The 24,864-nt window shown below is 42.9% G+C and carries 22 protein-coding genes and 1 pseudogene; 10 read left to right on the top strand and 13 right to left on the bottom strand.

What is annotated here, in order from left to right:
- Positions 1 to 227: 227 nt before the first annotated feature.
- From IEY40_RS11255 to IEY40_RS11265, 3 genes are all read right to left on the bottom strand, one after another.
- Positions 228 to 2,918 (bottom strand): TonB-dependent receptor domain-containing protein, encoded by a 2,691-nt coding sequence (locus tag IEY40_RS11255; protein WP_188956196.1) that lies wholly within the window; start codon positions 2,916 to 2,918, stop codon positions 228 to 230.
- Positions 2,919 to 3,002: 84 nt separating this feature from the next.
- Entirely contained in the window at positions 3,003 to 5,819 is a 2,817-nt protein-coding gene (locus IEY40_RS11260) for a beta-helix domain-containing protein (RefSeq protein WP_188956198.1), read from the bottom strand.
- Positions 5,820 to 6,048: 229 nt separating this feature from the next.
- Positions 6,049 to 6,369, bottom strand: coding sequence for a hypothetical protein (locus IEY40_RS11265; RefSeq protein ID WP_188956200.1), 321 nt, complete (start codon positions 6,367 to 6,369; stop codon positions 6,049 to 6,051).
- Between the two features lie 394 nt (positions 6,370 to 6,763).
- Between IEY40_RS11265 and IEY40_RS11270 the strand changes: the two genes are divergently transcribed.
- Complete coding sequence (locus IEY40_RS11270; protein ID WP_188956202.1) at positions 6,764 to 7,972, top strand: potassium/proton antiporter; 1,209 nt, start codon at positions 6,764 to 6,766, stop codon at positions 7,970 to 7,972.
- Between the two features lie 89 nt (positions 7,973 to 8,061).
- Here IEY40_RS11270 and IEY40_RS11275 read toward each other — a convergent pair whose 3' ends face one another.
- Both IEY40_RS11275 and IEY40_RS11280 read right to left on the bottom strand, forming a co-directional pair.
- Positions 8,062 to 8,238, bottom strand: a complete 177-nt coding sequence (locus tag IEY40_RS11275) for a DUF3012 domain-containing protein (protein ID WP_160056019.1) — start codon at positions 8,236 to 8,238, stop codon at positions 8,062 to 8,064.
- A 68-nt stretch (positions 8,239 to 8,306) separates the two neighbouring features.
- On the bottom strand, positions 8,307 to 8,672 hold the full coding sequence (locus tag IEY40_RS11280) for a SpoIIAA family protein (protein WP_188956204.1): 366 nt from the start codon (positions 8,670 to 8,672) through the stop codon (positions 8,307 to 8,309).
- Positions 8,673 to 8,935: 263 nt separating this feature from the next.
- On the opposite strand from IEY40_RS11280, the gene arfB reads away from it, so the two are divergent.
- The 5 genes and pseudogenes from arfB to IEY40_RS11305 all read left to right on the top strand — a co-directional run bounded on the left by arfB (position 8,936) and on the right by IEY40_RS11305 (position 11,817).
- Positions 8,936 to 9,352 (top strand): alternative ribosome rescue aminoacyl-tRNA hydrolase ArfB, encoded by a 417-nt coding sequence (gene arfB, locus IEY40_RS11285; RefSeq protein WP_188956206.1) that lies wholly within the window; start codon positions 8,936 to 8,938, stop codon positions 9,350 to 9,352.
- Positions 9,353 to 9,453: 101 nt separating this feature from the next.
- Complete coding sequence (gene aroQ / locus IEY40_RS11290) at positions 9,454 to 9,906, top strand: type II 3-dehydroquinate dehydratase (protein WP_188956208.1); 453 nt, start codon at positions 9,454 to 9,456, stop codon at positions 9,904 to 9,906.
- Positions 9,907 to 9,909: 3 nt separating this feature from the next.
- A complete protein-coding gene (locus IEY40_RS11295; protein WP_188956210.1) occupies positions 9,910 to 10,302 on the top strand; it encodes a DUF3859 domain-containing protein in 393 nt (130 codons plus the stop codon).
- Positions 10,303 to 10,579: 277 nt separating this feature from the next.
- Positions 10,580 to 10,720: pseudogene (locus tag IEY40_RS11300) on the top strand (DUF3859 domain-containing protein); the annotation flags it as partial.
- Positions 10,721 to 10,809: 89 nt separating this feature from the next.
- On the top strand, positions 10,810 to 11,817 hold the full coding sequence (locus IEY40_RS11305) for a class I SAM-dependent rRNA methyltransferase (protein WP_188956212.1): 1,008 nt from the start codon (positions 10,810 to 10,812) through the stop codon (positions 11,815 to 11,817).
- Between the two features lie 79 nt (positions 11,818 to 11,896).
- Here the strand turns inward: IEY40_RS11305 and IEY40_RS11310 are convergent, their stop codons facing one another.
- The gene (locus IEY40_RS11310) at positions 11,897 to 13,663 is read right to left on the bottom strand and encodes an alkaline phosphatase D family protein (protein WP_188956214.1); all 1,767 of its coding nucleotides are present in this window, start codon (positions 13,661 to 13,663) and stop codon (positions 11,897 to 11,899) included.
- Between the two features lie 318 nt (positions 13,664 to 13,981).
- Between IEY40_RS11310 and ohr the strand changes: the two genes are divergently transcribed.
- Positions 13,982 to 14,404, top strand: coding sequence for an organic hydroperoxide reductase Ohr (gene ohr, locus IEY40_RS11315; protein WP_188956216.1), 423 nt, complete (start codon positions 13,982 to 13,984; stop codon positions 14,402 to 14,404).
- A gap of 283 nt (positions 14,405 to 14,687) precedes the next feature.
- On the opposite strand, the gene IEY40_RS11320 is transcribed toward ohr, so the two are convergent.
- From IEY40_RS11320 to IEY40_RS11335, 4 genes are all read right to left on the bottom strand, one after another.
- Positions 14,688 to 15,824, bottom strand: coding sequence for a tetratricopeptide repeat protein (locus tag IEY40_RS11320; RefSeq protein ID WP_188956218.1), 1,137 nt, complete (start codon positions 15,822 to 15,824; stop codon positions 14,688 to 14,690).
- 136 nt (positions 15,825 to 15,960) lie between these two features.
- The gene (locus IEY40_RS11325; protein ID WP_188956557.1) at positions 15,961 to 16,971 is read right to left on the bottom strand and encodes an LLM class flavin-dependent oxidoreductase; all 1,011 of its coding nucleotides are present in this window, start codon (positions 16,969 to 16,971) and stop codon (positions 15,961 to 15,963) included.
- Positions 16,972 to 17,004: 33 nt separating this feature from the next.
- Entirely contained in the window at positions 17,005 to 17,529 is a 525-nt protein-coding gene (locus tag IEY40_RS11330; protein WP_188956220.1) for a DUF3087 domain-containing protein, read from the bottom strand.
- Between the two features lie 190 nt (positions 17,530 to 17,719).
- Positions 17,720 to 18,487: an SDR family NAD(P)-dependent oxidoreductase gene (locus IEY40_RS11335; protein WP_188956222.1), complete on the bottom strand. Its 768-nt coding sequence runs from the start codon at positions 18,485 to 18,487 to the stop codon at positions 17,720 to 17,722.
- A 105-nt stretch (positions 18,488 to 18,592) separates the two neighbouring features.
- On the opposite strand from IEY40_RS11335, the gene IEY40_RS11340 reads away from it, so the two are divergent.
- Positions 18,593 to 18,928: a winged helix-turn-helix transcriptional regulator gene (locus IEY40_RS11340; RefSeq protein WP_188956224.1), complete on the top strand. Its 336-nt coding sequence runs from the start codon at positions 18,593 to 18,595 to the stop codon at positions 18,926 to 18,928.
- A 45-nt stretch (positions 18,929 to 18,973) separates the two neighbouring features.
- Here the strand turns inward: IEY40_RS11340 and IEY40_RS11345 are convergent, their stop codons facing one another.
- Positions 18,974 to 20,437 carry an MBL fold metallo-hydrolase RNA specificity domain-containing protein gene (locus IEY40_RS11345; protein ID WP_188956226.1) on the bottom strand — a complete coding sequence of 488 codons (1,464 nt, stop codon included), beginning with the start codon at positions 20,435 to 20,437 and terminating at the stop codon, positions 18,974 to 18,976.
- 365 nt (positions 20,438 to 20,802) lie between these two features.
- Here IEY40_RS11345 and IEY40_RS11350 point away from each other — a divergent pair, with 365 nt between their 5' ends.
- Positions 20,803 to 22,011 (top strand): porin, encoded by a 1,209-nt coding sequence (locus IEY40_RS11350; RefSeq protein ID WP_188956228.1) that lies wholly within the window; start codon positions 20,803 to 20,805, stop codon positions 22,009 to 22,011.
- Positions 22,012 to 22,105: 94 nt separating this feature from the next.
- Here the strand turns inward: IEY40_RS11350 and IEY40_RS11355 are convergent, their stop codons facing one another.
- Positions 22,106 to 22,615 (bottom strand): peptidylprolyl isomerase, encoded by a 510-nt coding sequence (locus IEY40_RS11355; RefSeq protein WP_188956230.1) that lies wholly within the window; start codon positions 22,613 to 22,615, stop codon positions 22,106 to 22,108.
- 186 nt (positions 22,616 to 22,801) lie between these two features.
- Positions 22,802 to 24,148, bottom strand: coding sequence for a M20 metallopeptidase family protein (locus tag IEY40_RS11360; RefSeq protein ID WP_188956231.1), 1,347 nt, complete (start codon positions 24,146 to 24,148; stop codon positions 22,802 to 22,804).
- A 114-nt stretch (positions 24,149 to 24,262) separates the two neighbouring features.
- On the opposite strand from IEY40_RS11360, the gene IEY40_RS11365 reads away from it, so the two are divergent.
- Positions 24,263 to 24,787, top strand: coding sequence for a GNAT family N-acetyltransferase (locus IEY40_RS11365; protein WP_188956233.1), 525 nt, complete (start codon positions 24,263 to 24,265; stop codon positions 24,785 to 24,787).
- The last annotated feature ends 77 nt before the right edge of the window (positions 24,788 to 24,864 follow it).

The raw sequence follows: 24,864 nt of genomic DNA on the forward strand, positions 1-24,864 counted from the left end.
AATTAACTCGGGCTGCAGCGACAAAAGAGAGCTGTATTCTAGCAACAATATATTGAAAAAGATTGGTAAAACATTTCGTTCAATAAACGATACAATCACAATAAGTAAAACAAAAAAGGCCACTTTCTTTGTTCCGAAGAAAGTGGCCGTGCACGTTTTTAGTGATTGAAATGATGAGTAAAAACCACTAAAAACCAGTACTCTTTTAATCTTGTTTATTCACGTATTTAGTACTCATAGCTAAACTGTAACGTGTATTCTGTGCCTGGGTCTTTGGCATACACTTGGTAGCTTTGCTGCTCGTACTCTGTAGTTTCACCTAAGATATTCTTCGCTTTTAACTTAACCGTGGTACTGGTTGTTGGGAAGAAAGTATAAGTAAAATCTAGGCTGTGAAATGGCTTTTCATACACATCGTCTAGGCCGCCACGTCCACCATAAGCAATACGTTCACCAAACACGTTATACACTAGTGTGGCACTGTGGTAACTGTCAGACGAATCGTAACTGAGCTGCAAGTTTGCTACCCATTGCGAATGACCCGTCATACGACGAGTGTTATTTGTGGGGTCAATCTCACCGTTAGGTTCAATTTCAATTTCTGAGTCGCCTACGGTTAAATTACCGGCCACAAAGAAGTCTTCCCAAATACTGCCTTCACTGCCCAAAAACTCAAGTTCTTGTAAAAACTCGGTTTCAACACCGTAAATGTAACCAGATTCAGCGTTATAAAACTTAAGCTGACGACCCGCTTCAGAAATACGTTGAATCGGCTCAATGGGTGCATCGACATCTTTATAAAACGCACCAACACTGAAGTTATTACCGTTATCAGAGTAGTATTCCCAACGTAAATCAAGGTTCAGAATATCTGAGCTTTCTAACTCTGGGTTACCAAAGAAATCAAAGCCTGTTACAGGGTCTTGGAAACGCACAGGTGATACTTCACGCAAGTCAGGACGAACAATCGTTTTACTCGCGCCTAAACGCCATTGCGTGGTGTCGGTTTGTTTCCAGGTTAATGATAACGATGGGAACCAACCGTCTTCTGCGATGACATAATCGGCTAAGTCGTAGCGGCCGCCTTCGTCTGAAATTTCACCGTCAGGGTCAATAGGCAATGTTACACGGCGAAAATCTTCGTAACGCACACCCGCATAAACACGCCATACGTCGTCAAAGTCGATGTCCATACTCACAAAAACAGCATCATTTTTTTCTGCTGCTATGTAATCTTCGGTGTCGGTTGAGGCGTCTTTTAGCTCTAAATCCAATGTGTCGTTAGTGATATTGCTGTCTGAGAAAATATCATCAAAATCACCGGCTAAAATACTGCCATTAGCATCTGTTGGACTTAAATTAACGTCTAAACCTAAACGAGTCGCATAGCTTTCACGAGTGCGTTCAAAATATTCATAACCTGTGGTGAGCTTAACAATTGCATCATCGAGATTGATTGGATAACTCAGATCCCAGCCGTAGTTGATGCTGTCGTCGTTGAGGCGGCTGTACACATATTTAGGCGCGTCTTGCGTGTTAAGGTTACGAGATAACAACTCATTATTGTCGTCTAGCACCACGTTGTAAGTGTACGACACTTCATTAGGGGCGTAACGTTCAGAACGTGCGTCAGAGTACTTCCAGTTAAACTCGGCATCATTTAAGTCTTCAATAAAATGATGGCCTTTAATCTGGTTACTGATTAATGTGCGTTCTTCATAATCGATATTATAAACTTGCAGCGCATTTGGCTCGCCAAGAGTATCGATGGTTTCTTCAATACCGAGCGACACATCATCAGAGGTGTCTTGTAGATAGGTAGTGAAAGTTTCGATTTTGTGGTTGTAGCCAATTTCTAACCCTAGGTTAAGCATGCCCGACACTTGCACAATCGAGTCGGTGCCCACTGTGTCTTTTTGGTTTTCAATTTGCACCTGGCTGCTGTCGCCGTCTAACTCAACTTCTCGCTTGGTGTAGTTTTCGGCTTGTTTTTTATAAGACACTGCCGACAAAGCACCAAAAATAATGTCGTCGGTAATGTCCCAACGGTCACCAATGGCAATATCACCACGTACTGCTGGATCGGTACTTTGATTTTGTATTGTCATATCGCGATATAAGCCCAAGGCTAGGTCGCGGTTAATGGTTTGTGCAGCCTGATAATTAACAGTACCGTTTGAGCCACTTACGATATCAATTGGGCTGATGCCACCATATTGTCCAATGGTGTCATTAATGTTACTCGGCATGCTACGTGTGCCGTCATCTTGGCCTGTCCAGTCATTGCCACCACCATTGTAAGTGTAACTGTCGTCTGAGTCGTTGGTATTGTAACGGCCGCCCACTGAGGCTTTAAAAAAGAAATCAGCAGGAATGGATTTAGTACGAATATCGACATGTCCGCCACCAAATGCGGCAGGAGAATTAGCAGACGCTGACTTTTGCACTGACAGTGATTCGATAATCGATGCTGGAAACATATCTAATGGCACAACATTACGTGTTGGATCTGGCGATGGCACTGTGGCACCGTTTAATGAGGTGCTTGAATAACGCTCACCTAAACCACGTACATAAATAAATTTACCATCTTTAAGAGTTAACCCAGTCACACGACGCAGCGCTGCGGCAGCGTCACCGTCACCCGTTCTTGAAATTTGTTCTGAGCCCATAATATCGGCTACAGCAATTTGTTCACGACGTTCTTCAGTGGCTTCTGAGGCTGAGCTACGTAAACGCCCGGTCACTGAAATAACCTCAATCGGTTCAATCGGAATCACTTCACCAGGATCGCGTACTGGCGTGAGTTCAGGTTCTTGCGAGTATACGGGGGTAGCTGCTAATAATGTCGCCGCAGAAATCACAGAGATAATGGCAAGGCTTAACTTATTAACGGTAAAACTCGGCTTGGTTTTCATACTTATACTATCCTGTATGCGGTTCAGAGATAGCCGCCCTTGCGAGCGGCTATTAATAGGTCACTGATTACTTAATCAAGGTGATTATTGTGGGTCAAAAGCCCAACCTTGACGCCAGTCAGTCTGGCCATCGAATGCACCAATGTAATTGGTTGATTCGAAGAAGCTGTCATCCGTGCTTAAGTCTTTACCAGTACCAAGAAGCGTTGTATCTGTTGCTGCTGGCATACCATCGGTAATGCTGACAACCGAAGCAGAATTACCTTCTTGGCCTAAGAACCAAGTTTCAGTTCTTATTTCTGTCGTACCAGAAGTTTTGAATGGCTCATTACAGTCAATGATTGAGTGAGTCATTACTAATGTACCCGCATTAACGTTATCAACTAAGCTAGATACTGAACCGTCTAGTTCTAAACATTCACCCGATTCAGTTTCAGCAGTGCTACCTTTACGGCCTTGTACCAGCACGTTATAAAGCTCACCTGCAGTACCAACACGTAATAAGATGCCTTCACCACTATCGCCACTCGCGTTAGCGGTATCTGTTCCAGGTAGAATAGTGAAGTTAGATAATTTAGGCGCAGACACTGGCGTAGCTGATGCTCCTGAACTGCTACTATCAGCTTCAATACCACGGTTTGCGTTACCATCTTCATGAGTGATGTAAACGAACTGGGCTTTACCTGTCCAGCCATTGGTCCAATCTAATGAGTCATCAAAGTTTTCTGTTAAGTAAACGTATTTCAAGTTGACAGCGCCACCCCAAAACTCTACGCCATCGTCGCCGTTAGCATGCACTTGGATATGGTCCACTTGTGTACCGCTACCCACTGCTGCAAACGAGATACCGTTCATTTCTTGAGTGTCATTAACTTTAAAGCCAGCGTATTTAACAACTACATAGCTGATTTGACCGCTGTTATCAGTATTGTCGTTACCACCATAAGGGAAGTCGCCTACTTCAAACGATGCATCACAGGCATTTTTGTCTGGGCATGTGTTAGTTAATCCATTACCCAGAATAACCAAACCACCCCATTGACCACGTTCACCTTCAGCACCAGCAATCACATCTTCTTCAGAAGTCATGATAATTGGATAATCAGCAGTACCTTGGGCCATAATTTTAGAACCACGGCTAACCGCAATGTAGCTGTTAGAGGTAGCAAACAACTTAACACCTGCTTGAATCGCTAATGTTGCCGATGTAGATTTATCTGCACCTACAAGTACCGCGCCACCATCAATTTTGTACATCACATTTTGGCCTGCAAGCAATGTGGTATTGCTTAGCACGTTGCCTTCAAGCGTACAGATTAATGTGACTGATGAGTCTTTATATAAGCCTGCTACAGCATCAGATGCAGTCGTTCCTACCGGACAAGATGTCATGACAGGTAATTCTGCTGGTGCGGTATCTACATCATCATGAATAGCGGTAGTCCAACCGACAGTCCAATCATTTGTGCCATCAAAAGCACCGATATAGTTAGCATTTTCTAAACGAGCATCAACATTGCTTAAGTCTGCTTTACCGCCAGTTAATGCAACAGATGATGAGTTAGGCATATAATCTGTAAGATCAGATGCACCAACTAAGTTGCCATCCTGGCCGTTAAACCATGCTTCTACATCTAGTGCCAATGTTGTGCCTGCAGTTGCATCTACTTTTGCATCTTTAAATGGCTCAACACAGTCAATTAAGCTGTTTTGCATAGTTAACTCTGCCGTATTGGCATTGCTCACTGTGGTGTCATCGTTAATTTCTAAACATTCACCTGAGTCCACATCACCTTTAACTAAAACGTTATAAGCATGAGCACCAGTGCCTTTACGGAATAAAATCCCTTCAGCATCGTCGCCGCCGCTGTTAGTTCCGTTAGCAACTTGAATTGTAATGTTAGCTAAAGCAGGTTGCGACATAGGTGATGCCGATGCATCGCTGCTGCTGTCTGCTTCTATACCACGGTTAGAACCATTGTCGGCTTGACGAATATAAACGTGCTGCGCGCTACCTTGCCAACCGTTAGTCCAATCTAAAGAGTCATCAAAGTTTTCAGTCAGTACTACATTTGAAATTGAAACATTACCGCCCCAAAATTCAACGCCGTCATCGTTATTTAAATGAATTTGAATATGATCAACTTCAGTACCAGCACCTACACCAGCAAAGCTAATACCGTTCATCTCTTGGGTGTCGTTGATTTTAAAACCACCAAACTCAACACGAACATATTTAATTGAACCAGAGCTATCTTCTGTGTCATCACCGCCGTAACTATAGTTACCGACTTCAAATGATGCGTCACAATTGGTGAGGTCTGGACAGCTGTTTACCGGTGCATTACCCAGTAACACTAAGCCACCCCATTGACCGGCCTCGCCTTCTTCACCTAAACCAGCTTCAACAGAAGTAAATACGATAGGTTCAGCTGCAGTACCTTCAGCCATGATTTTTGAACCACGATTAATCACTAGGTATGAATCGCTACCACCTAGAATGGTCGTGCCTGGTAGAATTGATAACTCAATCGAGTTTTCGTTATCACCGCCGGCTATAACTGGGCCGTCTAATTGCCATACAACGTCATCGCCTAACATGATTAGGTCGCCATCTTGGCCGCCGGTGGTAATAGTTGATGCCGCTGTAGAAGGCGCAAGTGTCCCCTCTAATACCCAAACTTCTTTACCACCAACCGTTGTCGAACTTTTTGTCGCAAAGCCGCTGTAAGATAATTCTTGAGCGCTTTGCGTTGGTGTTGTTGGCGTAGTAGGGGTAGTCGGTGTTGTGGTTTCAGTACCCGTGCTGATATTGATATCACCACCACATCCAGCAAGACCTAACGTGGCAGCAAGCGCTGTTGAAAGAGCAGTTAGTTTAAAAAGGTTTTTCAGTTCCATTGTCATCTCCGAAGACGGACGTAAGCATGTGAGTTAGTTGGCTGGATGACAAGCTAACCTGCAAAAATGACAAAAAGACTGCGCAAAAGTGACAATAACATTTCAATAACATTGCAGAATTATGCAAATTCAATGGACATGCGGCTTAGGAGGGATTTATCGCAGAATAAAATCTTAACAAAAAAGACAAAAAAATAACTTTAATTGAATATCGACAACACAAAGCGGTTCATATGATGCTTGTGTAGAGTGTCCATATACCAAATGTTAACGCAGCAAGTCCTGCAGGCTTAAACCAACTGACGCAATGCTTTGCGGCGGATACGGCAAATTTTTTATGGTGTTTTTCTGTCATGAAGACTAATGCAATAGCAACGAGAAACAATAAGTTACCAATAAACTCAAATATAAGTGGGTAAGCAGTATTATGGGCGTCTAATAATAAAGCGGCGCCAATAGCTAAGCGCGAAATGATTTCGAAGTAATGGAAGTAGCGTTTACGGCTAAAGACGATAATAGCATCAGCAAATGCGACCGGTTTATACAGCATGAACAGCCCAAAAAAACAGATGCTAACGCCCCAAATACTAATTAATATGGCCATGTTGAGTCTGTAATATAATGTCCTTACACCATATTAACACCGAACAAATGTAATAAAAATGTTAATCTTTGTGGGCGATTTTTACTACACGATTAAATTGACCAGCTGACTATATTAGATTGTAGAATAAGTGACTTTTGAGTCAATATTATCAGCGGAACACGCTCAAAACATACAGGAAACGCCACCTGTCACACACGTAAAAATCTTAATTAAGTTAATCTACAACTCATTGACAATAAATAAATAAATATTAATAAATACTCATAAAACCAGTTTAGTCTAATTTAATGCTAAAATAGCCATAAGATACAGTCTTACTTGCCTATGGAGTGCCAAGATGCCACCAGACATTATTATATTAGGAATATCAATTCTTATTGCTATAGGCATTTTACTCCACCACCCATCTAAAACATTGGGCTTACCATCGTTATTGATTTTTATGGGCGTTGGCCTGGCTTTTGGTAATGGTGAGTTTGGTTTTGTTTACGATGATTTACAGCTTACATCGGTTATCGGCACTATTGCCTTAAACACCATAGTGTTCGTGGGAGGGCTAAACACCCCCATGAAGCACATACGCTTTGCCTGGAAAGAAGGCGGCATGCTGTCTAGCGCAGGCGTTATCTTTACCACTATTATTTTTGGCTTTATATTGAATGCGTTACTCGATTTCAATCTCATTACGTGTATGCTGTTTGCTGCAGTAGTCTCATCTACAGACGCGGCTGCGGTCTTTTCAATTCTAGAATCTAAAAAGCTTAAATTAAAGCATGGAACGGGTACTATTTTAGAGTTCGAATCGGCCACCAATGACCCCATAGCCCTGCTCATGGTAATAATGCTAACTGACTTTATTATTAACAGTGCTAGTGGTACGCCAACGGCTTTGTCTATTGTCACAAGCTTAGGCCAGCAAATTGGTGTTGGTGCGGTAATCGGCTTAATTATGGGAAAACTGTCAGTTTGGGCACTAAACAATATCAAACTGCCAGAATTTGGACTTATCCCAGTATTTATTCTGGCAGCATTTACCATTACCGTTTCCAGCACTGAAATTTTAGGCGGCAACGAGTTAATTGCGGTGTACATTGCAGGTGTCATCATTGGTAACTATTTAAAGAAAGGAGCAGAAGTTAGTAAGCATTTCTTTAATGGCATATCGTGGTTAGCGCAGTCATTAATGTTTATTATTTTAGGCTTACAGATATTTCCTCAACAATTAATGCCTGTATTCACTGTCTCATTATTGCCTGCCATACTGCTTATCTTGGTTGCTAGGCCATTAGCAGTACAGTTATGTTATTTACCCTTTAGGCAAGCCAGCTGGCGTAAGCGTTTATTTGTTTCCATGATTGGATTAAAAGGAGCGACACCGATTGTATTTGCACTGATCCCAGCAGCTGCTGGCGTTGAAGGCTCGCGAGAAATGATCCACATGGTGTTTTTCATTGTGCTAATTTCGGTCATTATTCAAGGCGCAGCAATTGAACCCTTGGCAAATAAATTGAAATTGAATTTAAAACCCAAAAAGCCTCCTCAATAATCATTAGCTACAAAAAAACCAGTTGGGAGTACCAACTGGCTTAATAAAAGTTGTCTACCTATTTTAAGGTTAGACACACCCACTAACGTTTATTTAAATACGCAATGTTTAGCGTAATCAGCGGCTTCATTTGCGGTCCAATCACCACTTTCTTTTTCTTTCATTTGCTTACACCAAGCATCGCTGCCCACTTCAGGAGCACAAGCCGTTAAGCTAAGAGTTAATAATAATGCGCTTGAAGCTGCAACTAATTTTGATAAAGACATAAATAAGCCATCCTTTTCTAATAAATATTCGGAGTTTGTTGACTGTTTAGGCATCAGCAAACCATAAACTAACACTTTGAACGTTTAGCAATCCACGCAATAGCATCTTGTTTTTGCGATAACGGAAACCATGCTACCTCACCTTGCATAAATGGTCCCATTAAACGTACAGCATTACCCACCCAGTCTGGGCCGCCAACAAAAACTAGTGCGTCAAAAGCAGGTAATTGCACTTCGCCACTGCCCGTTAATGAGCCAAAGTCCCAGCCTTCAAGCAATACGTCGGCTTCGATATACAAACAGACTTGACCCCAATCTTTACGATAGGCACGAATAGCTGGCTGCAAACGGGTACGGTAATCTGGCGCAGATAAGCGACCACTGACAAATAAACTAATGACACCCTTGGTAATATCGGGAATTTGACACAACATAACGCTAACTCCAGCCTTATCATCAGGCGATAGAACAGGCTTTATACGGTGATGCTATCGTGTAAAGCAATAATGGCGCTCATAATAGCAAAACTCTGCAATTGATTTCATTAAATATGCAATAACTCAGAGCACAGTCAGATTTTTAGTTCTGCCATTCAAAGTTAACACCCAGGCGGATAAATACCCAGCGCTGAAATACATGGTTAATTACGGTATAATGAGCTGATATTGAATAAATTTAAGGGGACTTCCTCAACAGAATGATACAAATTACTCAACGAGTCATATTGCAAGACAACGAAGTCGAATGGCAGTTTGTGCGCTCAAGTGGCGCAGGCGGTCAAAATGTCAATAAAGTATCGACTGCGGCCCAGCTTAGCTTCGATATTGCGTCATCGTCTTTGCCTGAGTTTTACCAACAAAAGCTGTTAGCTAAAGCCGATCACCGCATTACTAAAAGCGGGAAAATCGTCATTAAATGCCAACAATCAAGAAGCCAGGATTTTAATCGCCAAACCGCGTTAGAACAATTTATTGAGCTGGTAAAAAGTGTCGGCATTGTACAAAAGAAGCGTATACCGACCAAAGCGACCAAAGGCAGCCAAACAAGACGGATAGAAACCAAAAAGCAGCGTGGCGCCACCAAAGCCATGCGCCAAAATAAAACCGGCTATTAATACATCTTTAGCCATTAGATGAACATTTTTAGGTTTACCACGCGCGCATCTTCAGTAAGAATGGAATCAATCGCTTAATCGTCCACAATACAGGAAGTCCCATGAGCAGCACTGCCAAAATTTTAGTGATCAATGGCCCAAATCTAAATTTGCTTGGCCGTCGCGAGCCGGGTCATTATGGCCATCAAACCTTAGCCACCATTGTGAGCGATTTAACCGCTGCCGCTAACCAAGCAGATATCAGTTTAGAGCACATTCAATCAAACGCTGAATACCAACTTATTGATGCTATTCATGCAACTGATGCCCAGTTTATTATTATCAATCCAGCAGCTTTTACCCACACCAGTGTTGCTCTGCGTGACGCGATACTCGGCGTTGCTATTCCGTTTATTGAAGTGCATTTATCAAATGTGCATGCGCGCGAGCCTTTTAGACATCATTCGTATTTTTCTGACAAAGCCCAAGGGGTTATTTGCGGCTTAGGTGCACAAGGCTATGATTTTGCTCTGCAAGCGGCTATAAAATACCTAAAAGAGCACAATAAAGGATAAGGTTTGAGTAAGCTAAAAGCCGACGTCAGCATTATCTACAGCGGCATATTCAGCCAGTGGGACAACCAGAGTGATGACTTGCCACGTTTTTTAGAGGCGACGGTTCACGTTCCAGCGATTATTGATACTGAGTTTGGCTTTATTGTTCGAATCAAAAAAGCCAAAAACCAGGTGCTCACTTATTGCATATATCATCCTGATATTCCAGACGACCAAGGTAATGTGCGCCCACCGTTTGATGGAGAGGTTTTCATTAAAGAAAACGATTGGCGCTTTTACTTAGGCGATTGCATTTGGGCACCTGTGAGTAATAAGCTTGGTAACTGGCGAATGACGCTTGAGCTCAATGGAAAAATTGTTGCCGATAAAACCTTTAAGGTATATCTCCCCGAATAAAGTGAAGACGCTCGATTTCAGCAAGAGTTTACACGCTTTTAGGCAACACATTGATTGCAGGTAATGGTTATTCCCTTTCCAAAATCAGCTAAATTAACAAAAGCAGCATAAACGCGTGTAAAACTTGCCCTTTGGGAGCTTCACCGTGTTCCCCTGATTTTTAAAACAAGAGCGTTGTTGCGCTAATTTATAAGGTACCTACATTACCGCATTAACGCGCCTAGTATTGAAAACACGGTGAAGCTCTGAAACATGCATCGTCAGGCTGATTGGGTATCGAGAAAACGATTGGCGCTTTTACTTAGGCGATTGCATTTGGGCGCCTGTGAGTAACAAAGTCGGTAATTGGCGAATGACACTTGAGCTCAATGGCAAAATTGTTGCCGATAAAACCTTTAAGGTGTATCTCCCCGAATAAAGTGAAGCTTTATCGATAATTTCACCGCCACATTCAAGGTGATTGTTTGCTATACTCCGCGCAAATTGCCCCGCCATTATCGAGTGTCCATGTCTATTCAAGCTGTTTTAACCGATGCGTTAGCGAAACGCGCTGCTTTTTTTGAGCACGCTAAGCAACATAACACCGATTGTTATCGGGTATTTCATGGCACTGTAGAAGGTGAAAATGGCCTTAATATTGACCGTTACGGCGATGCTTGGTTAATCCAAACCTTTCACCAGACATTATCAGACGAACAACTAGCAGAGATTTCTGGTGTGCTGACCGCTCATGCGGACTTTCATATTGTTTACAATGATCGCTCAGGCAGTCACTCACGAGTAGCAAATGTTAGTGTGAATGAAGCTCAAGATTACGCCCAAACAGAACAAGTTATCCGTGAAAACGGCATCGCGTTTACCTCTAAGCTACGCCATGAAGGTCAAGACCCACTGCTGTTTCTAGACATGCGTATTGGGCGTGAATATGTGTGCGACAACAGCCATGGTAAAACCGTGCTAAACCTATTTTCGTACACTTGCGGCATTGGTATTGCGGCCGCTATGGGCGGCGCGCGTAAAGTAATGAATATCGATTTTTCATCCTTTGCATTAGCTGCTGGGCAAAAAAATGCTGAGTTAAACAAGGTTACCGATGTATGTGAGTTTGTGCAAAGCGATGCCTTTCCGGCGCTGCGTCAATTAGCGGGGTTACCGGTTGGCGGACGTCGTAATCAAAAACTGCCTAAATACCCAAAACTGCGGGCCATGCAATTTGATTTAGTGTTTTTAGACCCACCACGTTTTGCTAAAAGTGCTTTTGGTATTGTCGATTTAGTCAATGATTACCAGGGTTTATTTAAACCTGCAGTGTTAACCACTAAAGCAGGCGGTAAAATTGTGTGTTGTAACAATGTCGCTAAAGTTGATCGCCAGGCATGGTATGACAGCCTAGTACGCTGCGTTGAAAAACAAGGCCGTAAAGTCACGGCAACACAGTGGTTAGAATGCCATCAAGACTTCCCTGCATTTGATGATAATCATCCATTAAAAATTGTCGTGCTTACTATAGATTAATCGACACTTCATCGACCATTTATAATCATTCAGCCACCCTTAAGGTGGCTGAATAGTTTTAGTTAATCAAAAAACTAACTTACGACATTGCCACGACTTGTGGATTACCCGCCGCACTTGTTGCGCTGTAATTACGCGCATCTAAACTGGCAAAGGTTGTGTCTAAAATGGTATCGACGTATTGCCAGTCACTGCGAACTTCATCGGCGGTAAAGGTCAGGAGTAAATAACCACGATCTTTTAAATTCGCGTATTTAAGATCGCTGATCAAACTCACAATAGCCGCTTCGGTTGCTGGCATCTCAGCATCAGACAAGCCTAAGTAATACTCAAGCCCTGGTGATGATACGGAGCTAGTAGCAAACTCAACACCTACGGTATCGCCATTGGTGTCTGTTAATTCACTCGCCCACGCATTATGGGTATCGCCCGCGATTACCACTAAATTGTGATTTAACGACTTAGCTGTGGCGTATATCACTTCACGTTCATAAGCATAACCATCCCATGCATCGAGATTGTATGGAATTGAAGGTAACTGCAATAATGCGATAACTTGTGGTGTTAATTGGTCTTGATTAGCTTGTAGGTACGCCAATTCTTCTGTGGTTAACGTAGTGTCACCAGCCTGAGCACGTGCGGCTAACTGAGCAATTGCTGCGAGCTCCGCAAATTGAGGAATACTCATTTGTTGAGTCGCTATCGCGGCTGGCATTAACATTTTACCCATTAGCACCTGCTGGCCTAATACCTGCCATTTCGCTGTAGACTGCAACAAAGTTTGTTGTAACCACAATAGCTGTGTTTGCCCTAATAACGTGCGATTGGTGTCAGTGACAGCCGCCAAAAAGTTATCACTATCAAAGGTGCCCGTTGTTGCGTCAATGTAGTCGCCGTATTCTAATTGTTTGTCGCGACCCAGTACGCGAGTATCGAGCATGTGCAAATCAACCAAGTTACCGTAATTAAAGCTTCTGTAGATTTCTTCATGGTTCCCTTCACTCCAAGGTCTAATGGGTAGCCATTCAAAATAAGCTTGTAGCGCTGCCTCTTTACGTTGATCAAAGTCACCTTCACCGTCGTTATGATTTTCAGCGCCCTCTTTCCAAGTATCGTTAGCCACTTCATGGTCATCCCACACAGTTATAAAGGGGACTTTAGCATGCAGTTTTTGCAAACTACTGTCACTACGGTACTGGCTGTAACGTGTACGATAATCGGCTAATAGAAACAGCTCACCTTCAGGCAAGACTTCACGGCCTAATGCGGCTGCATTTTCGCTGGCGTATTCACCACGAGCATACTCATAAAGATAATCCCCTAAATGCACCACAGCATCTAAATCATCTCGCTGAGCGGCCATTTCGTACACATTAAAATAACCCGCAGGGAAATTGGCGCACGACATCACCGCAAGCTTAACTGAATCGACACTACCCTGAGGTAACGTGCGGGTTTGGCCAATCTCAGATACGTTTTCACCTGCTTTAAAACGATAAAAATATTGCTGGCCTGCGACTAATCCCACCGCATCAATTTTAACGGTATAGTCACGACTATCATTAGTTACGGTTTGTCCATTAGTCACCAAATCAGTAAAGTTACTGTCGGTGGCGACTTCCCATGACACCGTTATATCACCTGGCGTATCTGGGGTGACTCGCGTCCATAAGATCACGGCATCAGCTGCAGGATCGCCACTGGCAATACCTTGTAAAAACTGACCAGATATAACCTCATCGTCGTCATTACTATTGCAACCCATTAGTCCGTAAGACACTACAACAGCACCAACGCCTTTTGCTGACATAGCCAAAAAATCACGACGAGTGACAAACCTTTTCATATCATATCCTTATTTTTATCGTTAACGCGTGGCCATGGTTAGCATGACCTATGAGGTCTAATGAGCGGTTATTGTGAGAGCGTTGAATGACATTACAGTGACAAAAGCATGACAAACCCGACTTACCTGCAGCCTTAATAATTTTCAAACCAAGACTGCTGGTGCAACACCTTTTTAGGCGAAACAAACTAGCCGAAATTAAATTGCACACAATGTAGTTGCATTTTATTTTCCGCTTAGTTATAGTGAACACAATTAGATTGTGCACAACCTAAATACGCGCAGCTTAGAATAGTTTACTTTTACACGAGGTTTATTATGTCAACGTTATACACCACTTCAGCAACAGCATTAGCCGGCCGTAATGGTCAAGTTTCTACCGACGACAAAAAAGTCGACTTACAATTAAGCTACCCAAAAGAAATGGGTGGCAGCGGCGAGTTTACTAACCCAGAACAATTATTTGCCGCAGGTTATGCTGCATGTTTCTCAAACGCAATATTGCACGTAGCGAGCCAAGGTAAAGTGGCTATCAAAGCGGCACCGACCACAGCAACGGTAGGCATTGGCCCTAACGATAATGGCGGATTTGCACTAACAGTCGCCCTTGCGGTTGAACTTGATTTAGACCAGGAAGCAGCAGAAAAGCTGGTTAAAACCGCGCACCAAGTTTGCCCATATTCAAATGCAGTACATGGCAACATTGATGTAAAATTAACTGTAAATGGCCAAGCGATTTAACGTGATAGCACGATGAATTAGGCACGATTAGACAACAAAAAACCAAGACATTTGTCTTGGTTTTTTGTTGTCTAATCGTTCAGATTATTTAACCTGAGTTTGGGATAAGGAATGAACTTATATCATTTAAAATCAACACGTTAACCCTTCTCACTTTCAAGCTTGTCATTTGTTCTGCTAACAAGGCGAATTGACTTGCAATAGCTAGCCTATTGCAAGTCGATTCAACGCAGTTAGCAGGGCAAAGGACTGTTTGAAAGGCGTTTATTATCCCGATCTCAGGTTATTTATCTTTAAGCATACTAAGCTTAGCTAAATAGTTGCGCTTACTGGCGGGCATGTCAGTTAACGCTATCGCCTGTTGTAAAATATCTTGTGCTTTTTTATGCTGCCCTAAACCAACGTGAGCACGGGCAAGTGCATAGTATGCAGGATGAAAATACGGCGCACTGTCGATAAACTTTTCTAAAAATATCACGGTAGTTTTATAATCTTTAAACTCGAGCGCTTCAATGCCCAAACTGTAATAGCTGTATGGATTACTCGACTCTATTGCTAACAAATGTTGATTAATGTTCTGTGCTTCCGCGGTTCTATTTTGCAATTCCAACAACAAACGATAATTGCTTAATACACTAATCGAATTTGTATTATTGGCTAAGGCGTAGCGATACAGTTTTTCAGCCGTGTGTTCATCGCCTAAACGACGGTGAGTAATGGCCATCATATTGATTAATGCCTCGTAATCTGGGGCCAGCGTTAACCCTTTATTCAGCAGTAAAAACGCTTGTTGATATTGTTTCTCAAGCATGGCATCTGCCGCTAAATTACGATAAAACATCGCTAAAAATTGTTTTTCCGATACGATTGCGCCCGTTCTATCAAAGCGATCTGGGAAATAATCAATCACCGTCGCCACGCTACCACTCAAAAAGTGCCCATCAGGTTTTTCATCGTACAAAAATGTACGAACATGATCCGAGGTCACTAAAATATCAGACGTAATATTGGTCAATATTGGCGCGGCATGCACTACTTGAAACACCGTATGCACGTTAAGCTCTTTTGCTACCGAATAGGTTAATAGTGCCAATGCCATACAATTACCAGACTGGTTTTCCCAGGATTCTGTACTGGTATGATTTTGCCCTTCGTAATTAAAATTCATCATTTTATGATTGATAAATTCAGCTACTTTTAATCGGTTTGGTAATACTTTAATGCTGTCCCTCAATACAAAAGCCGCTAACTCATCCCGCTGCGATAAGGTTAAATACGTTAAGCTCGCAATGGCTGGTACGTCATTAACCTGCTCAGCTGACACTAGTGAATAATTAAACGAAGGCAAAGCCGTTGATTGTTGGTTTTTGGCAGGATGCAGTGAGCAAGCACTTAATAAACCCATCAGTAGGCACAACATGATATTGTGCCAACTGAATAGCAGATGACTCGATAAGGGCATTAACAACATTCCATGTAGTTGATTCGTTGTTCGAATATGCAACAGATATCCCTCTATGGCAAGGTTGTCTATCTTAGCCCCAATAAAAGCGGCCCTACGATTTTATGCTCATTAAAATATCTAACGCGCGTAAACGATGTTCATTGCTGTATAAATCGTTAGTGAACATCACCTCATCCACGCCAAGCTGTTCAACAAACACCTCTAAACGATGCTTAATGGTCGCAGGGCCGCCGCAAATAGATAAGCTTAATAAACTATCGACATAGCTTTTTTCTTGCTCACTCCACAACCCATCCATACTATCGACAGGCGGTTTTAGCCACATTTCTTGACCACGAATAAGCGCTAAAATGCGTTGTTTTGATGTGGTGCTAAGGTATTGCGCTTCAGCATCGGTAGGCGCTGCCACTAACGGTAGCCCAACCATCACATAAGGTTTGCCGAGCACTGCCGACGGGACAAACTCACGGCGATATAACGCAATAGCCTCAGATAAAAACCGTGGTGCAAAATGGCCCGCAAACACATACGGCAAACCACGTTGAGCCGCGAGTTGCGCACTGAATAAACTTGAGCCTAATAACCAAATCGGCACATTGGTATTTTCGCCCGGAATAGCCCTTACCGCTTTAGCTTGCTCTATTTGGCGGGCTTCACGTGGGCCAAGCAATGATTGCAGCTCACTGACTTCATTCGGAAAATGCTCCGCCCGCTGGGTATCACGATTAAGCGCTAAGCTGGTTACCGGATCACTGCCCGGCGCACGGCCTAGGCCTAAATCAATTCGGCCTGGATACAAACTGGCTAGGGTGCCAAATTGCTCTGCCACCACCAGCGGTGCATGATTAGGCAACATAATGCCACCCGCGCCCACTCTAATGCGCTCAGTGCCACCCGCAATATAACCGATTAAAATCGATGTTGCAGAGCAAATAATGCCCGGCATATTGTGGTGTTCGGCTAACCAAAACCGATTCACCCCTACACGCTCAGCATATTGAGCATAAGCTAAACTGCCTTTTAGGGTATCGGTGATGGTCGAGTCTTCGCGCATTGGCGCAAGTTCAAGTAACGAAAAAGGAATATCTGCCAATATTGACATCATGGCTCCTTATTTGAGGAATGAAACATCAGCCTAAAAGGCTTGTAGCATCTCGGGGGTGAATTCGTCGGTATCAATTGTAAACCCAGCAGCTTCAATAGCTTGCTGTAGTTTATCCAGTTCATTATTGACGTTAGACATGGTTAAGGTGTTGTTATCTAGCTCATACACCAACGCCAAACTTTGATAATAAAAACTCAATATCACCAAAGCATCACGATTATTTTCTTTGCCCGCGTGTTGCACCGCTTTGAGTTTACGGAAAATTTTGTTTTGCAGCTGCTTAAGTTGCCACACGTAATAGACTTCATAAAACTTAGGTTTTTCACGCAGGTTACGGATCAATAAGCTGCATACCATTAAGGCTAAAATGACACCGGTAAAGTTAAGATGAAAATTCCCGGTAGACTCTGCACCAGGTAACGGCTTAACGCCAAAAAAATAAATCATTAACTGACCAAACACCAACGACAGAATCGCCAAAGTGATCACTAAACCTATTTGCACCTGATTGTTAACCGAACGGTACTGGCTTTTATCTATTTTAACTAACTTCATCACTCTACTCGCAAAAACACACAACAAATGAATGCATAGCTTAACGCGCCCTAATGGGAGAACAAAAGAGTAAATCGCTTTATATCAGAATAAAAAGACACAAGCCCTTAAATCATCAATAATTTAAGGGCTTACAGTAATTACAACAATCAGCTTATCAATCGACTTGTAACCCGATTAAAGGTTTAACTTAATTACGGCCAGCCATTACGCCGCCATCAACATCCCAAATTGCGCCTGTCACCCAGCCCGCTTGTGAAGACAATAAAAACGTTACGCTGTTTGCAACATCAACAGGACTACCAATGCGACCGATAGGGTGGAATCCATTAAAGCCTGCCAATGCGCTTTCAACATCTTTTGGCTCAATAAAGGCTTCATAAATTGGGGTGTGCACTACCGCTGGTGACACGGCATTCACGCGGATATTATGCTCCGCTAATTCCATTGCCATATGCTGAGTCAGTGCATGTAAACCGGCTTTTGCCATAGAATACGCACTTGATGGTGTGGCTTTAATTGCTTGCTTAGCCCACATAGAGCCAATATTAACAATGCTGCCACCGCCATGCTTAATCATGTTTTTGGCGACAGCTTGCGAAATCACAAAAATCGCTTTGTTAAGCTCCATGTAAATGTCGTAATCACTCAATTGATGATCTAGAAATGGCTTAGGATTAAAGTAACCTGCCGCATTGACTAAATGATCGATACCGCTCTCCATTGCATCAATCATCTCAACCACACGTTGCAGATCTTGCGCATTGTATAAGTTTGCTTGAACGCCACTGACTTTGCCTAGTATTGACAATTGATCAACCGCTGCGTCGAGCTTTTGAGCATTGTTACCCACGATAATGGTAGCGACACCTTGAGTAATTAATTGCTTAGCGGTTTCAAAACCAATACCACTACTGCCACCAATAATTAATGCCGTTTTTGGGGTTAAAGTTGTCATTTGTTCACACCTAATTTACGAGTAAGTGTGATAAGCTTATTGATAAACTATCCGATTGAATAGTAAGTACAATTTAGTTCCATAGGTACTTTTAGGTACATATTGATGAATACAAAAGAAAAATTATTTGCACGAAAGTCTGCACCCGAAAAGTCAGCCAGAATGGTCGAAACGATTTACGGCTGCAAATGGTCGTTAACGGTATATCAGTTACTCGCTAATAATATTAATCGTCCCGGTGAGATGGTTAAATCGGTTGATGGACTCAGCACTAAAGTACTGAATCAGTGTTTAAAGAAAAACATTGAATTTGGTATTTTGAATAAAATTAACTATCCCGAAATTCCGCCAAGGGTAGAGTATGAGGTGACAGAGTTTGGTCAAAAATTCATGCGGATTTTAGACGACATTGAAAAGCTGCAAAATGAAATTGATGCTTAGCCCCCAGGCTAAGCACCATTAGTTGAGTTCAAGTTAATTAACCTATTAAGTTTCAGATGTGTCACTGGCGGCATTAAGCCAAACAAACTTAGGCAAAGCGGTTAAATCTAAACAATCTCCTCGCTTAGCAATCGCACTGCTTTTGGGCTTAGTGGCCTTATCTTGATTAAGCGCTTGAATTAACACTTGTTGTGCTTCAGGTTCACCATGTACCAATATAATGGCAGGTGCATCTTCAAAGTGGTGGTACCATCGCAATAATTCAGCTTGGTCTGCATGGGCTGACAAACCGCCTACGGTGTGAATACGTGCCGCGACTTTGACACTTTGACCATGAATGGTCAGCTCTTCTGCACCATCAACCAGTAAACGTCCCGGTGTGCCTAACGCTTGGAAACCACAAATAATAATGTCGGCTTCTTTTCGCCATAAATTATGCACAAAATGGTTACGAATGCGTCCACCATTACACATGCCGCTTCCCGCAATCACAATCAAACCTTGATGAATGTCGTTAAGCTCAATCGACTCCTCTGTGCTGCTGACAAACTCAGCACACGATAGTAGTGGATGTTTGCCGGGAGACAAGCGCGTAAAACGCTTAAAATCTTCGTCCATCAAAGGATAATTGTTAACGTAAACCTCGGTGGCTTTAATCGCCATTGGGCTGTCTAAGCAGATACGCCAGCGCGATAAATCCCATTCTTTGGCATACAGATGAAATAGATACAGTAACTCTTGCGCTCGGCCGACTGAAAATGCCGGAATTAAAATATTACCGCGGCTTTCACTAATGGTCGTTTTAAAAATAGATTTAAGCTCAACTAGAGTGTCTTGCCAGCTGCGGTGCAAACGATTACCGTAAGTGCTTTCCATAAGTACCAAGTCGGCTTTGTCGATAAAGGTTGGATCATCCAAAATAGGCATGCCAGCACGGCCTAGATCACCACTAAAGACCAGCTTTTTTTGTTCAGGCTGTTGTCCTAACCACAATTCAACCACTGCAGAGCCTAAAATATGCCCAGCATCAGATAAACAGACTTCTATTTCGTCTGCCACTTTTACCCGCTGACCGTAATCTAAAACCACAAACTGGGTTAACACTTGCTCGACATCTTCTTCTGTAAACAATGGTTCAAGCTCTTCTAAATCATGTTTAGCACGCTTTTTATTTGTCCTTTCTGTATCACGCTCTTGCAGCATAGCCGCGTCACGCAACATGATATTACACAACTGAGCTGTAGCACGTTGGGTATAAATGGGGCCGGTATAACCTTGCTTGACCAAATAGGCAAGTCGTCCTGAATGATCAATATGAGCATGGCTTAACACCACCGCATGAATCTGCTCCGGTTGAAATGGAAAAGGATCATGATTACGTAATTCATCAGCTTTACCGCCTTGAATTAATCCGCAATCGAGTAACACTTGCTGGCCACCTACATTCAATAAGTGGCACGAACCAGTGACTTCTTCTGTTGCACCAAAAAATTGTAATGTCATTTGCATAATGCCACTCCTTTTCAATTTACGTTTTAAACAAACCCCGTAAATTAAGCGTATGCCATTTTCAAAATAAAAGGGCGATCTAGGTCAAAGAAACATCCAAAAAGTGACCACAGCTGCACACGAATAAAAAATCATATATATTGCATAACAAGACGACGGGTAACAATTGCCCACACCCATTAACCACTTGTTAACACAGCTTTGCGCTAAGTCATTGATGATTAAATTTTATGAGCAATATCGCTATTTTGAGCATATTTCACTTTGAGAAAAGTTAATGTGTTTGCTACTCTCCATCGCCTCAATGGATAGATGTGTTAATGGACTAAACTGTGCTGACTCAAACAACAAGACAAGAGATGAAAATGAAAAAGACTTTAGTTGCTGCATTAATTTCAAGCGTTCTGATTGCGCCTTCGGTTTCGGCAACAGAAATTTTTAAAGACGATGTTAACGCCGTTCAAATTGGCGGTTTTGTTGATGCTCGTATCATCAATACTCAAGGCGAAACTGAAGTCGTTAATGGCGCATCACGTATTAATTTTGGCTTTACTCGCCAGCTACAAGATGGCTGGAAAGCCTATGCGAAATTAGAATGGGGTGTAAACCCTGTAGGCAGCACAGACATTGTTTACAACAACCGTTTTGAATCAATTCAAGATGAGTTTTTTTATAACCGTTTAGGCTATGCCGGTTTGTCTCACGACGAATACGGTAGCATCACAATTGGCAAGCAATGGGGTGCTTGGTATGACGTGGTTTATGGTACTAACTACGGCTTTGTATGGGACGGTAACACAGCAGGTGTTTACACTTATAACAAAGATGACGGTGCTGTTAACGGTGTGGGTCGCGGTGACAAAACCGTGCAGTACCGTAACAGCTTTGGCGACGTAAGTTTTGCCGTACAAGTACAGCTGAAAAACAGCGCTTTTTATACTTGTGACTTCGAAGAAATCACTCAAGATGCATGTGAAGACTTATGGACTTCAGGCGCTAGCGAAGCACAAAAAGTTGAGTATAACTACACTTATGGTGGTTCGGTTACTTACCAAGCAACAGACAAATTAGTGCTGGCTGCGGGTGTTAACCGTGGTGAATTTGATGTGACATTTGGTAACGGTAACACCTCTACCGCAGAAGATATCATTTACGGTGTGAGTGCCACTTGGGGCAACTTTGATCAAACCGGTTTTTATGCATCGGCAAACATCAACAAAAACGAAAACCACGACACAGATAACATTGGCCGTTTAATTGATAAGGCCGTCGGTGTTGAGTCGTTATTCTCGTATATGTTTGATAACAATATCCGTACGTTCGTGTCTTATAACATTCTAGATGCTGGCAACGACTATGTGATTCAACCTAACTACAATGCAGATCCTGATGACGTATTTAAACGCCAGTTTGTGGTTGTAGGTTTACACTATGTGTTTAACCCTGAAACGGTTGTTTATCTAGAAGCTCGCCGTGATTACAGTGACTTCACTAGCAACGACAAAGACCAACAAGCTAGAATGGAACTGTCTGAAGACGACGGCGTCGCTATTGGTATTCGTTACTCACTTTAATCGACACGCGTTAGATTATTAGTAAAAAAAGGTTCGACATCACTGTCGAACCTTTTTTATTACGTACCATTCAAATGACTCATTAGTGCAGCACTTATGCGACTGAGCTCTCGTCAACAATTGTGACTTTCTCAACTATAATCGGCTCACGCGGCACATCTTCATGGCCTGCCACAGTAGTGGTTTTTACCCGCTCCATTTGCTGAATCACGTCCATTCCGGCAGTCACTTTGGCAAATACAGCATAACCCCAACCAGCATTAGTGGTGCCTGTATGGTCTAAAAAGTCATTGTTAGCCACATTAATAAAGAACTGCCCAGTCGCTGAATGCGGCGCATCGGTGCGCGCCATAGCTAAAGTACCTATCTCATTTTTTAGGCCTTTGTTGGCTTCGTTAGCAATGGGATCGCGGGTTGGCTTTTCTTTCATTTTGGCTGTTAAGCCACCGCCCTGCACCATAAAACCTTTAATCACACGATGAAAAATCGTGCCTTCGTAAAAACCTTCCTGACAGTATTTTAAAAAGTTTTTTGACGACACTGGCGCGCGTTCCATCTCCAGTTCTACGGTAAAATCACCAAGGTTGGTACTAAAAATAATCATAAAATGCTCACACAAGGTTAAAACAATAATAGCGACCATTATAGCCGCTATTAGTGTTATCACGTTTGAGTTTATTGCGCTGTTTGATTAAATAAATCCATTGAGGTGCGAGTCATGGCACGCCCGTGCGGATCGTTAATGGCATAAATAACCGGGGCAAACTGACTCGAATGTAAACGTTCGAATTTATTGCCCTGTTTTTTGATTAAATAAATCAATCGCAGTGCGTGTCATCGCCCGAACACCCGTGCGGATCGTGAGTGAGTAATCAGGTGCAAACTGGCTAGAATGCAACGATGGCAATGCTTCACCTGAGTCGACACTTGCCTGATATTGCTTAGGGTCAACGCCGCCAAGCCAAAATATCGTAATCGGGCGTTTTTCTGGCGTGAGACCATACAAACCAAAGTCTTCACCCGCCATAACCGGAGGGGCAATTAACACATTTTCTCTGCCAATTTCGGCCTCAATGCTGGCTTTAACTTTTGCGGCGAGTATTGGGTCATTATACGTTGATGGAATGGTTTCATCGTCGTGTACATATACCACTGGCGCCAAGTCATCAGGTAAACCAGCACTCATCGCAATACCCGCAGTGATGCGTTTAATCGCCGCTATTTGTTGCTCGCGTACTTCAGGGTTATATGAGCGCAAGGTAAGCTGTAGCTTTACTTCATCTGAAATAATATTGTGCTTTGAACCACCATGAATAGAGCCAACCGTGACCACATTGGGCTCTAACGGCGACACTTCGCGGCTCACAATGGTTTGTAAGGCCAGCACAGTGCGCGCAGCAAGCACCACAGGGTCGACGGTGGCATGCGGATAAGCGCCATGGCCACCTTTGCCCTTAATAGTAATATCAACCGAGTCGACATTAGCGAGTGCATAACCGCTTACGGTGCCAACCTTGCCCGCAGGAATTGATGCGCTTACATGCAAACCAATGATGCTGTCGGGCGTAGGGAACTGACTAAACAAGCCTTGTTTAAGCATGGCTTTAGCGCCGCCACCGACCTCTTCAGCAGGCTGAGCCACCATCATTAATGTGCCTTGCCACTTTGCTTTATGTTTAACCAACTGCTCAGCAGTACCAATAAGGCTAGTCATATGAATATCGTGGCCACAGCCGTGCATAATGCCCACAGTATTATTGTTAGCATCGACTGTGGTGACTGTTGAGGCATAATTTTTCCCGGTTTGTTCAATAATCGGTAAGCCGTCAATGTCGGCGCGGATCATCACCACCGGCCCTTCGCCATTTTGCAATATGCCCACCACCCCATAACCACCAAAATTTGACGTCACCTCAAAGCCAAGCTGTTTAAGCTCAGAGGCCATACGTTCGCTGGTGGCTTTTTCTTGATATGACAGTTCAGGATGTTGGTGCAAATGCAGGTAAAGCTTTTCAAGCTTAGGTAAGGCTTGAATCACTGATTGATCTAGAGTGGGATTAGCCACAGCATTAAGTGACAATGTCGAAGCAGTAAGCGCAAGCGCCAATAAGGGATAAGCAATGCGTAGGCGAGCCATATTATTATTCTTAAATGTCGGGAATTGAGTATGTTAACCTAGCACAAGCTCACGCTAGGTTGTAAGGCGTTTTAGCGACATTCTTGCCAATGTATAAGAAAAATAAGGGAACCAATGAAGGTTATTACTGAAACACCCAGGTTGATTATTCGAGAATTTACCCTTGAAGATGCCCCCGCGGTATTACACTTTAATACCCCGGAGCAAGTGAATCGATATACTGGCGATGCGGGCGTTTGCACCACATTAACAGATGCCGAAAACATCATTCGCAATATTTGGTTAGTAGAATATAACCAGTACGGATTTGGGCGTTGGGCGATGGTACTCAAAGACACTAATACTGTGATTGGTTTTTGCGGTTTTAAAAATGAGACTCGCATTAATGCGGTTGATATTGGCTATCGCTTACACCCCGATTATTGGGGCCAAGGTTTGGCAACCGAAGCCAACCTAGCTTGTATTGATTATGCTAAAAAGCACATGGATTTAGACACAGTTTATGCCGATGTGGTAGACGCTAACACAGGCTCAATTAACGTTGCCACTAAGCTTGGTATGGTTTATCACACGCAGTATCAAGAAGGCGAATTTAATGTTAATCGTTATGAGATTTCGCTCAAGGCAAACTCGCTATAAATTCATTCATATGATGCCAATAAAAAATCCCTTAGTAGACTAACCACTAAGGGATTTTTAGTATTCAGATTGAAGTC

This window comes from Shewanella ulleungensis (assembly GCF_014648315.1).
Lineage (GTDB): Bacteria > Pseudomonadota > Gammaproteobacteria > Enterobacterales > Shewanellaceae > Shewanella > Shewanella ulleungensis.

What these genes read in the sequence shown, in the direction of transcription:
- arfB (WP_188956206.1), top strand. Translation starts at nt 8,936, where the DNA reads ATGATACAAATTACTCAACGAGTCATATTGCAAGACAACGAAGTCGAA.
- IEY40_RS11350 (WP_188956228.1), top strand. Translation starts at nt 20,803, where the DNA reads ATGAAAAAGACTTTAGTTGCTGCATTAATTTCAAGCGTTCTGATTGCG.
- IEY40_RS11325 (WP_188956557.1), bottom strand. Translation starts at nt 16,971, where the DNA reads ATGTCAATATTGGCAGATATTCCTTTTTCGTTACTTGAACTTGCGCCA.
- ohr (WP_188956216.1), top strand. Translation starts at nt 13,982, where the DNA reads ATGTCAACGTTATACACCACTTCAGCAACAGCATTAGCCGGCCGTAAT.
- IEY40_RS11340 (WP_188956224.1), top strand. Translation starts at nt 18,593, where the DNA reads ATGAATACAAAAGAAAAATTATTTGCACGAAAGTCTGCACCCGAAAAG.
- IEY40_RS11310 (WP_188956214.1), bottom strand. Translation starts at nt 13,663, where the DNA reads ATGAAAAGGTTTGTCACTCGTCGTGATTTTTTGGCTATGTCAGCAAAA.
- aroQ (WP_188956208.1), top strand. Translation starts at nt 9,454, where the DNA reads ATGAGCAGCACTGCCAAAATTTTAGTGATCAATGGCCCAAATCTAAAT.
- IEY40_RS11335 (WP_188956222.1), bottom strand. Translation starts at nt 18,487, where the DNA reads ATGACAACTTTAACCCCAAAAACGGCATTAATTATTGGTGGCAGTAGT.
- IEY40_RS11320 (WP_188956218.1), bottom strand. Translation starts at nt 15,824, where the DNA reads ATGTTGTGCCTACTGATGGGTTTATTAAGTGCTTGCTCACTGCATCCT.
- IEY40_RS11265 (WP_188956200.1), bottom strand. Translation starts at nt 6,369, where the DNA reads ATGCTGTATAAACCGGTCGCATTTGCTGATGCTATTATCGTCTTTAGC.
- IEY40_RS11255 (WP_188956196.1), bottom strand. Translation starts at nt 2,918, where the DNA reads ATGAAAACCAAGCCGAGTTTTACCGTTAATAAGTTAAGCCTTGCCATT.
- IEY40_RS11260 (WP_188956198.1), bottom strand. Translation starts at nt 5,819, where the DNA reads ATGGAACTGAAAAACCTTTTTAAACTAACTGCTCTTTCAACAGCGCTT.
- IEY40_RS11355 (WP_188956230.1), bottom strand. Translation starts at nt 22,615, where the DNA reads ATGATTATTTTTAGTACCAACCTTGGTGATTTTACCGTAGAACTGGAG.
- IEY40_RS11365 (WP_188956233.1), top strand. Translation starts at nt 24,263, where the DNA reads ATGAAGGTTATTACTGAAACACCCAGGTTGATTATTCGAGAATTTACC.
- IEY40_RS11330 (WP_188956220.1), bottom strand. Translation starts at nt 17,529, where the DNA reads ATGAAGTTAGTTAAAATAGATAAAAGCCAGTACCGTTCGGTTAACAAT.
- IEY40_RS11305 (WP_188956212.1), top strand. Translation starts at nt 10,810, where the DNA reads ATGTCTATTCAAGCTGTTTTAACCGATGCGTTAGCGAAACGCGCTGCT.
- IEY40_RS11275 (WP_160056019.1), bottom strand. Translation starts at nt 8,238, where the DNA reads ATGTCTTTATCAAAATTAGTTGCAGCTTCAAGCGCATTATTATTAACT.
- IEY40_RS11345 (WP_188956226.1), bottom strand. Translation starts at nt 20,437, where the DNA reads ATGCAAATGACATTACAATTTTTTGGTGCAACAGAAGAAGTCACTGGT.
- IEY40_RS11280 (WP_188956204.1), bottom strand. Translation starts at nt 8,672, where the DNA reads ATGTTGTGTCAAATTCCCGATATTACCAAGGGTGTCATTAGTTTATTT.
- IEY40_RS11270 (WP_188956202.1), top strand. Translation starts at nt 6,764, where the DNA reads ATGCCACCAGACATTATTATATTAGGAATATCAATTCTTATTGCTATA.
- IEY40_RS11360 (WP_188956231.1), bottom strand. Translation starts at nt 24,148, where the DNA reads ATGGCTCGCCTACGCATTGCTTATCCCTTATTGGCGCTTGCGCTTACT.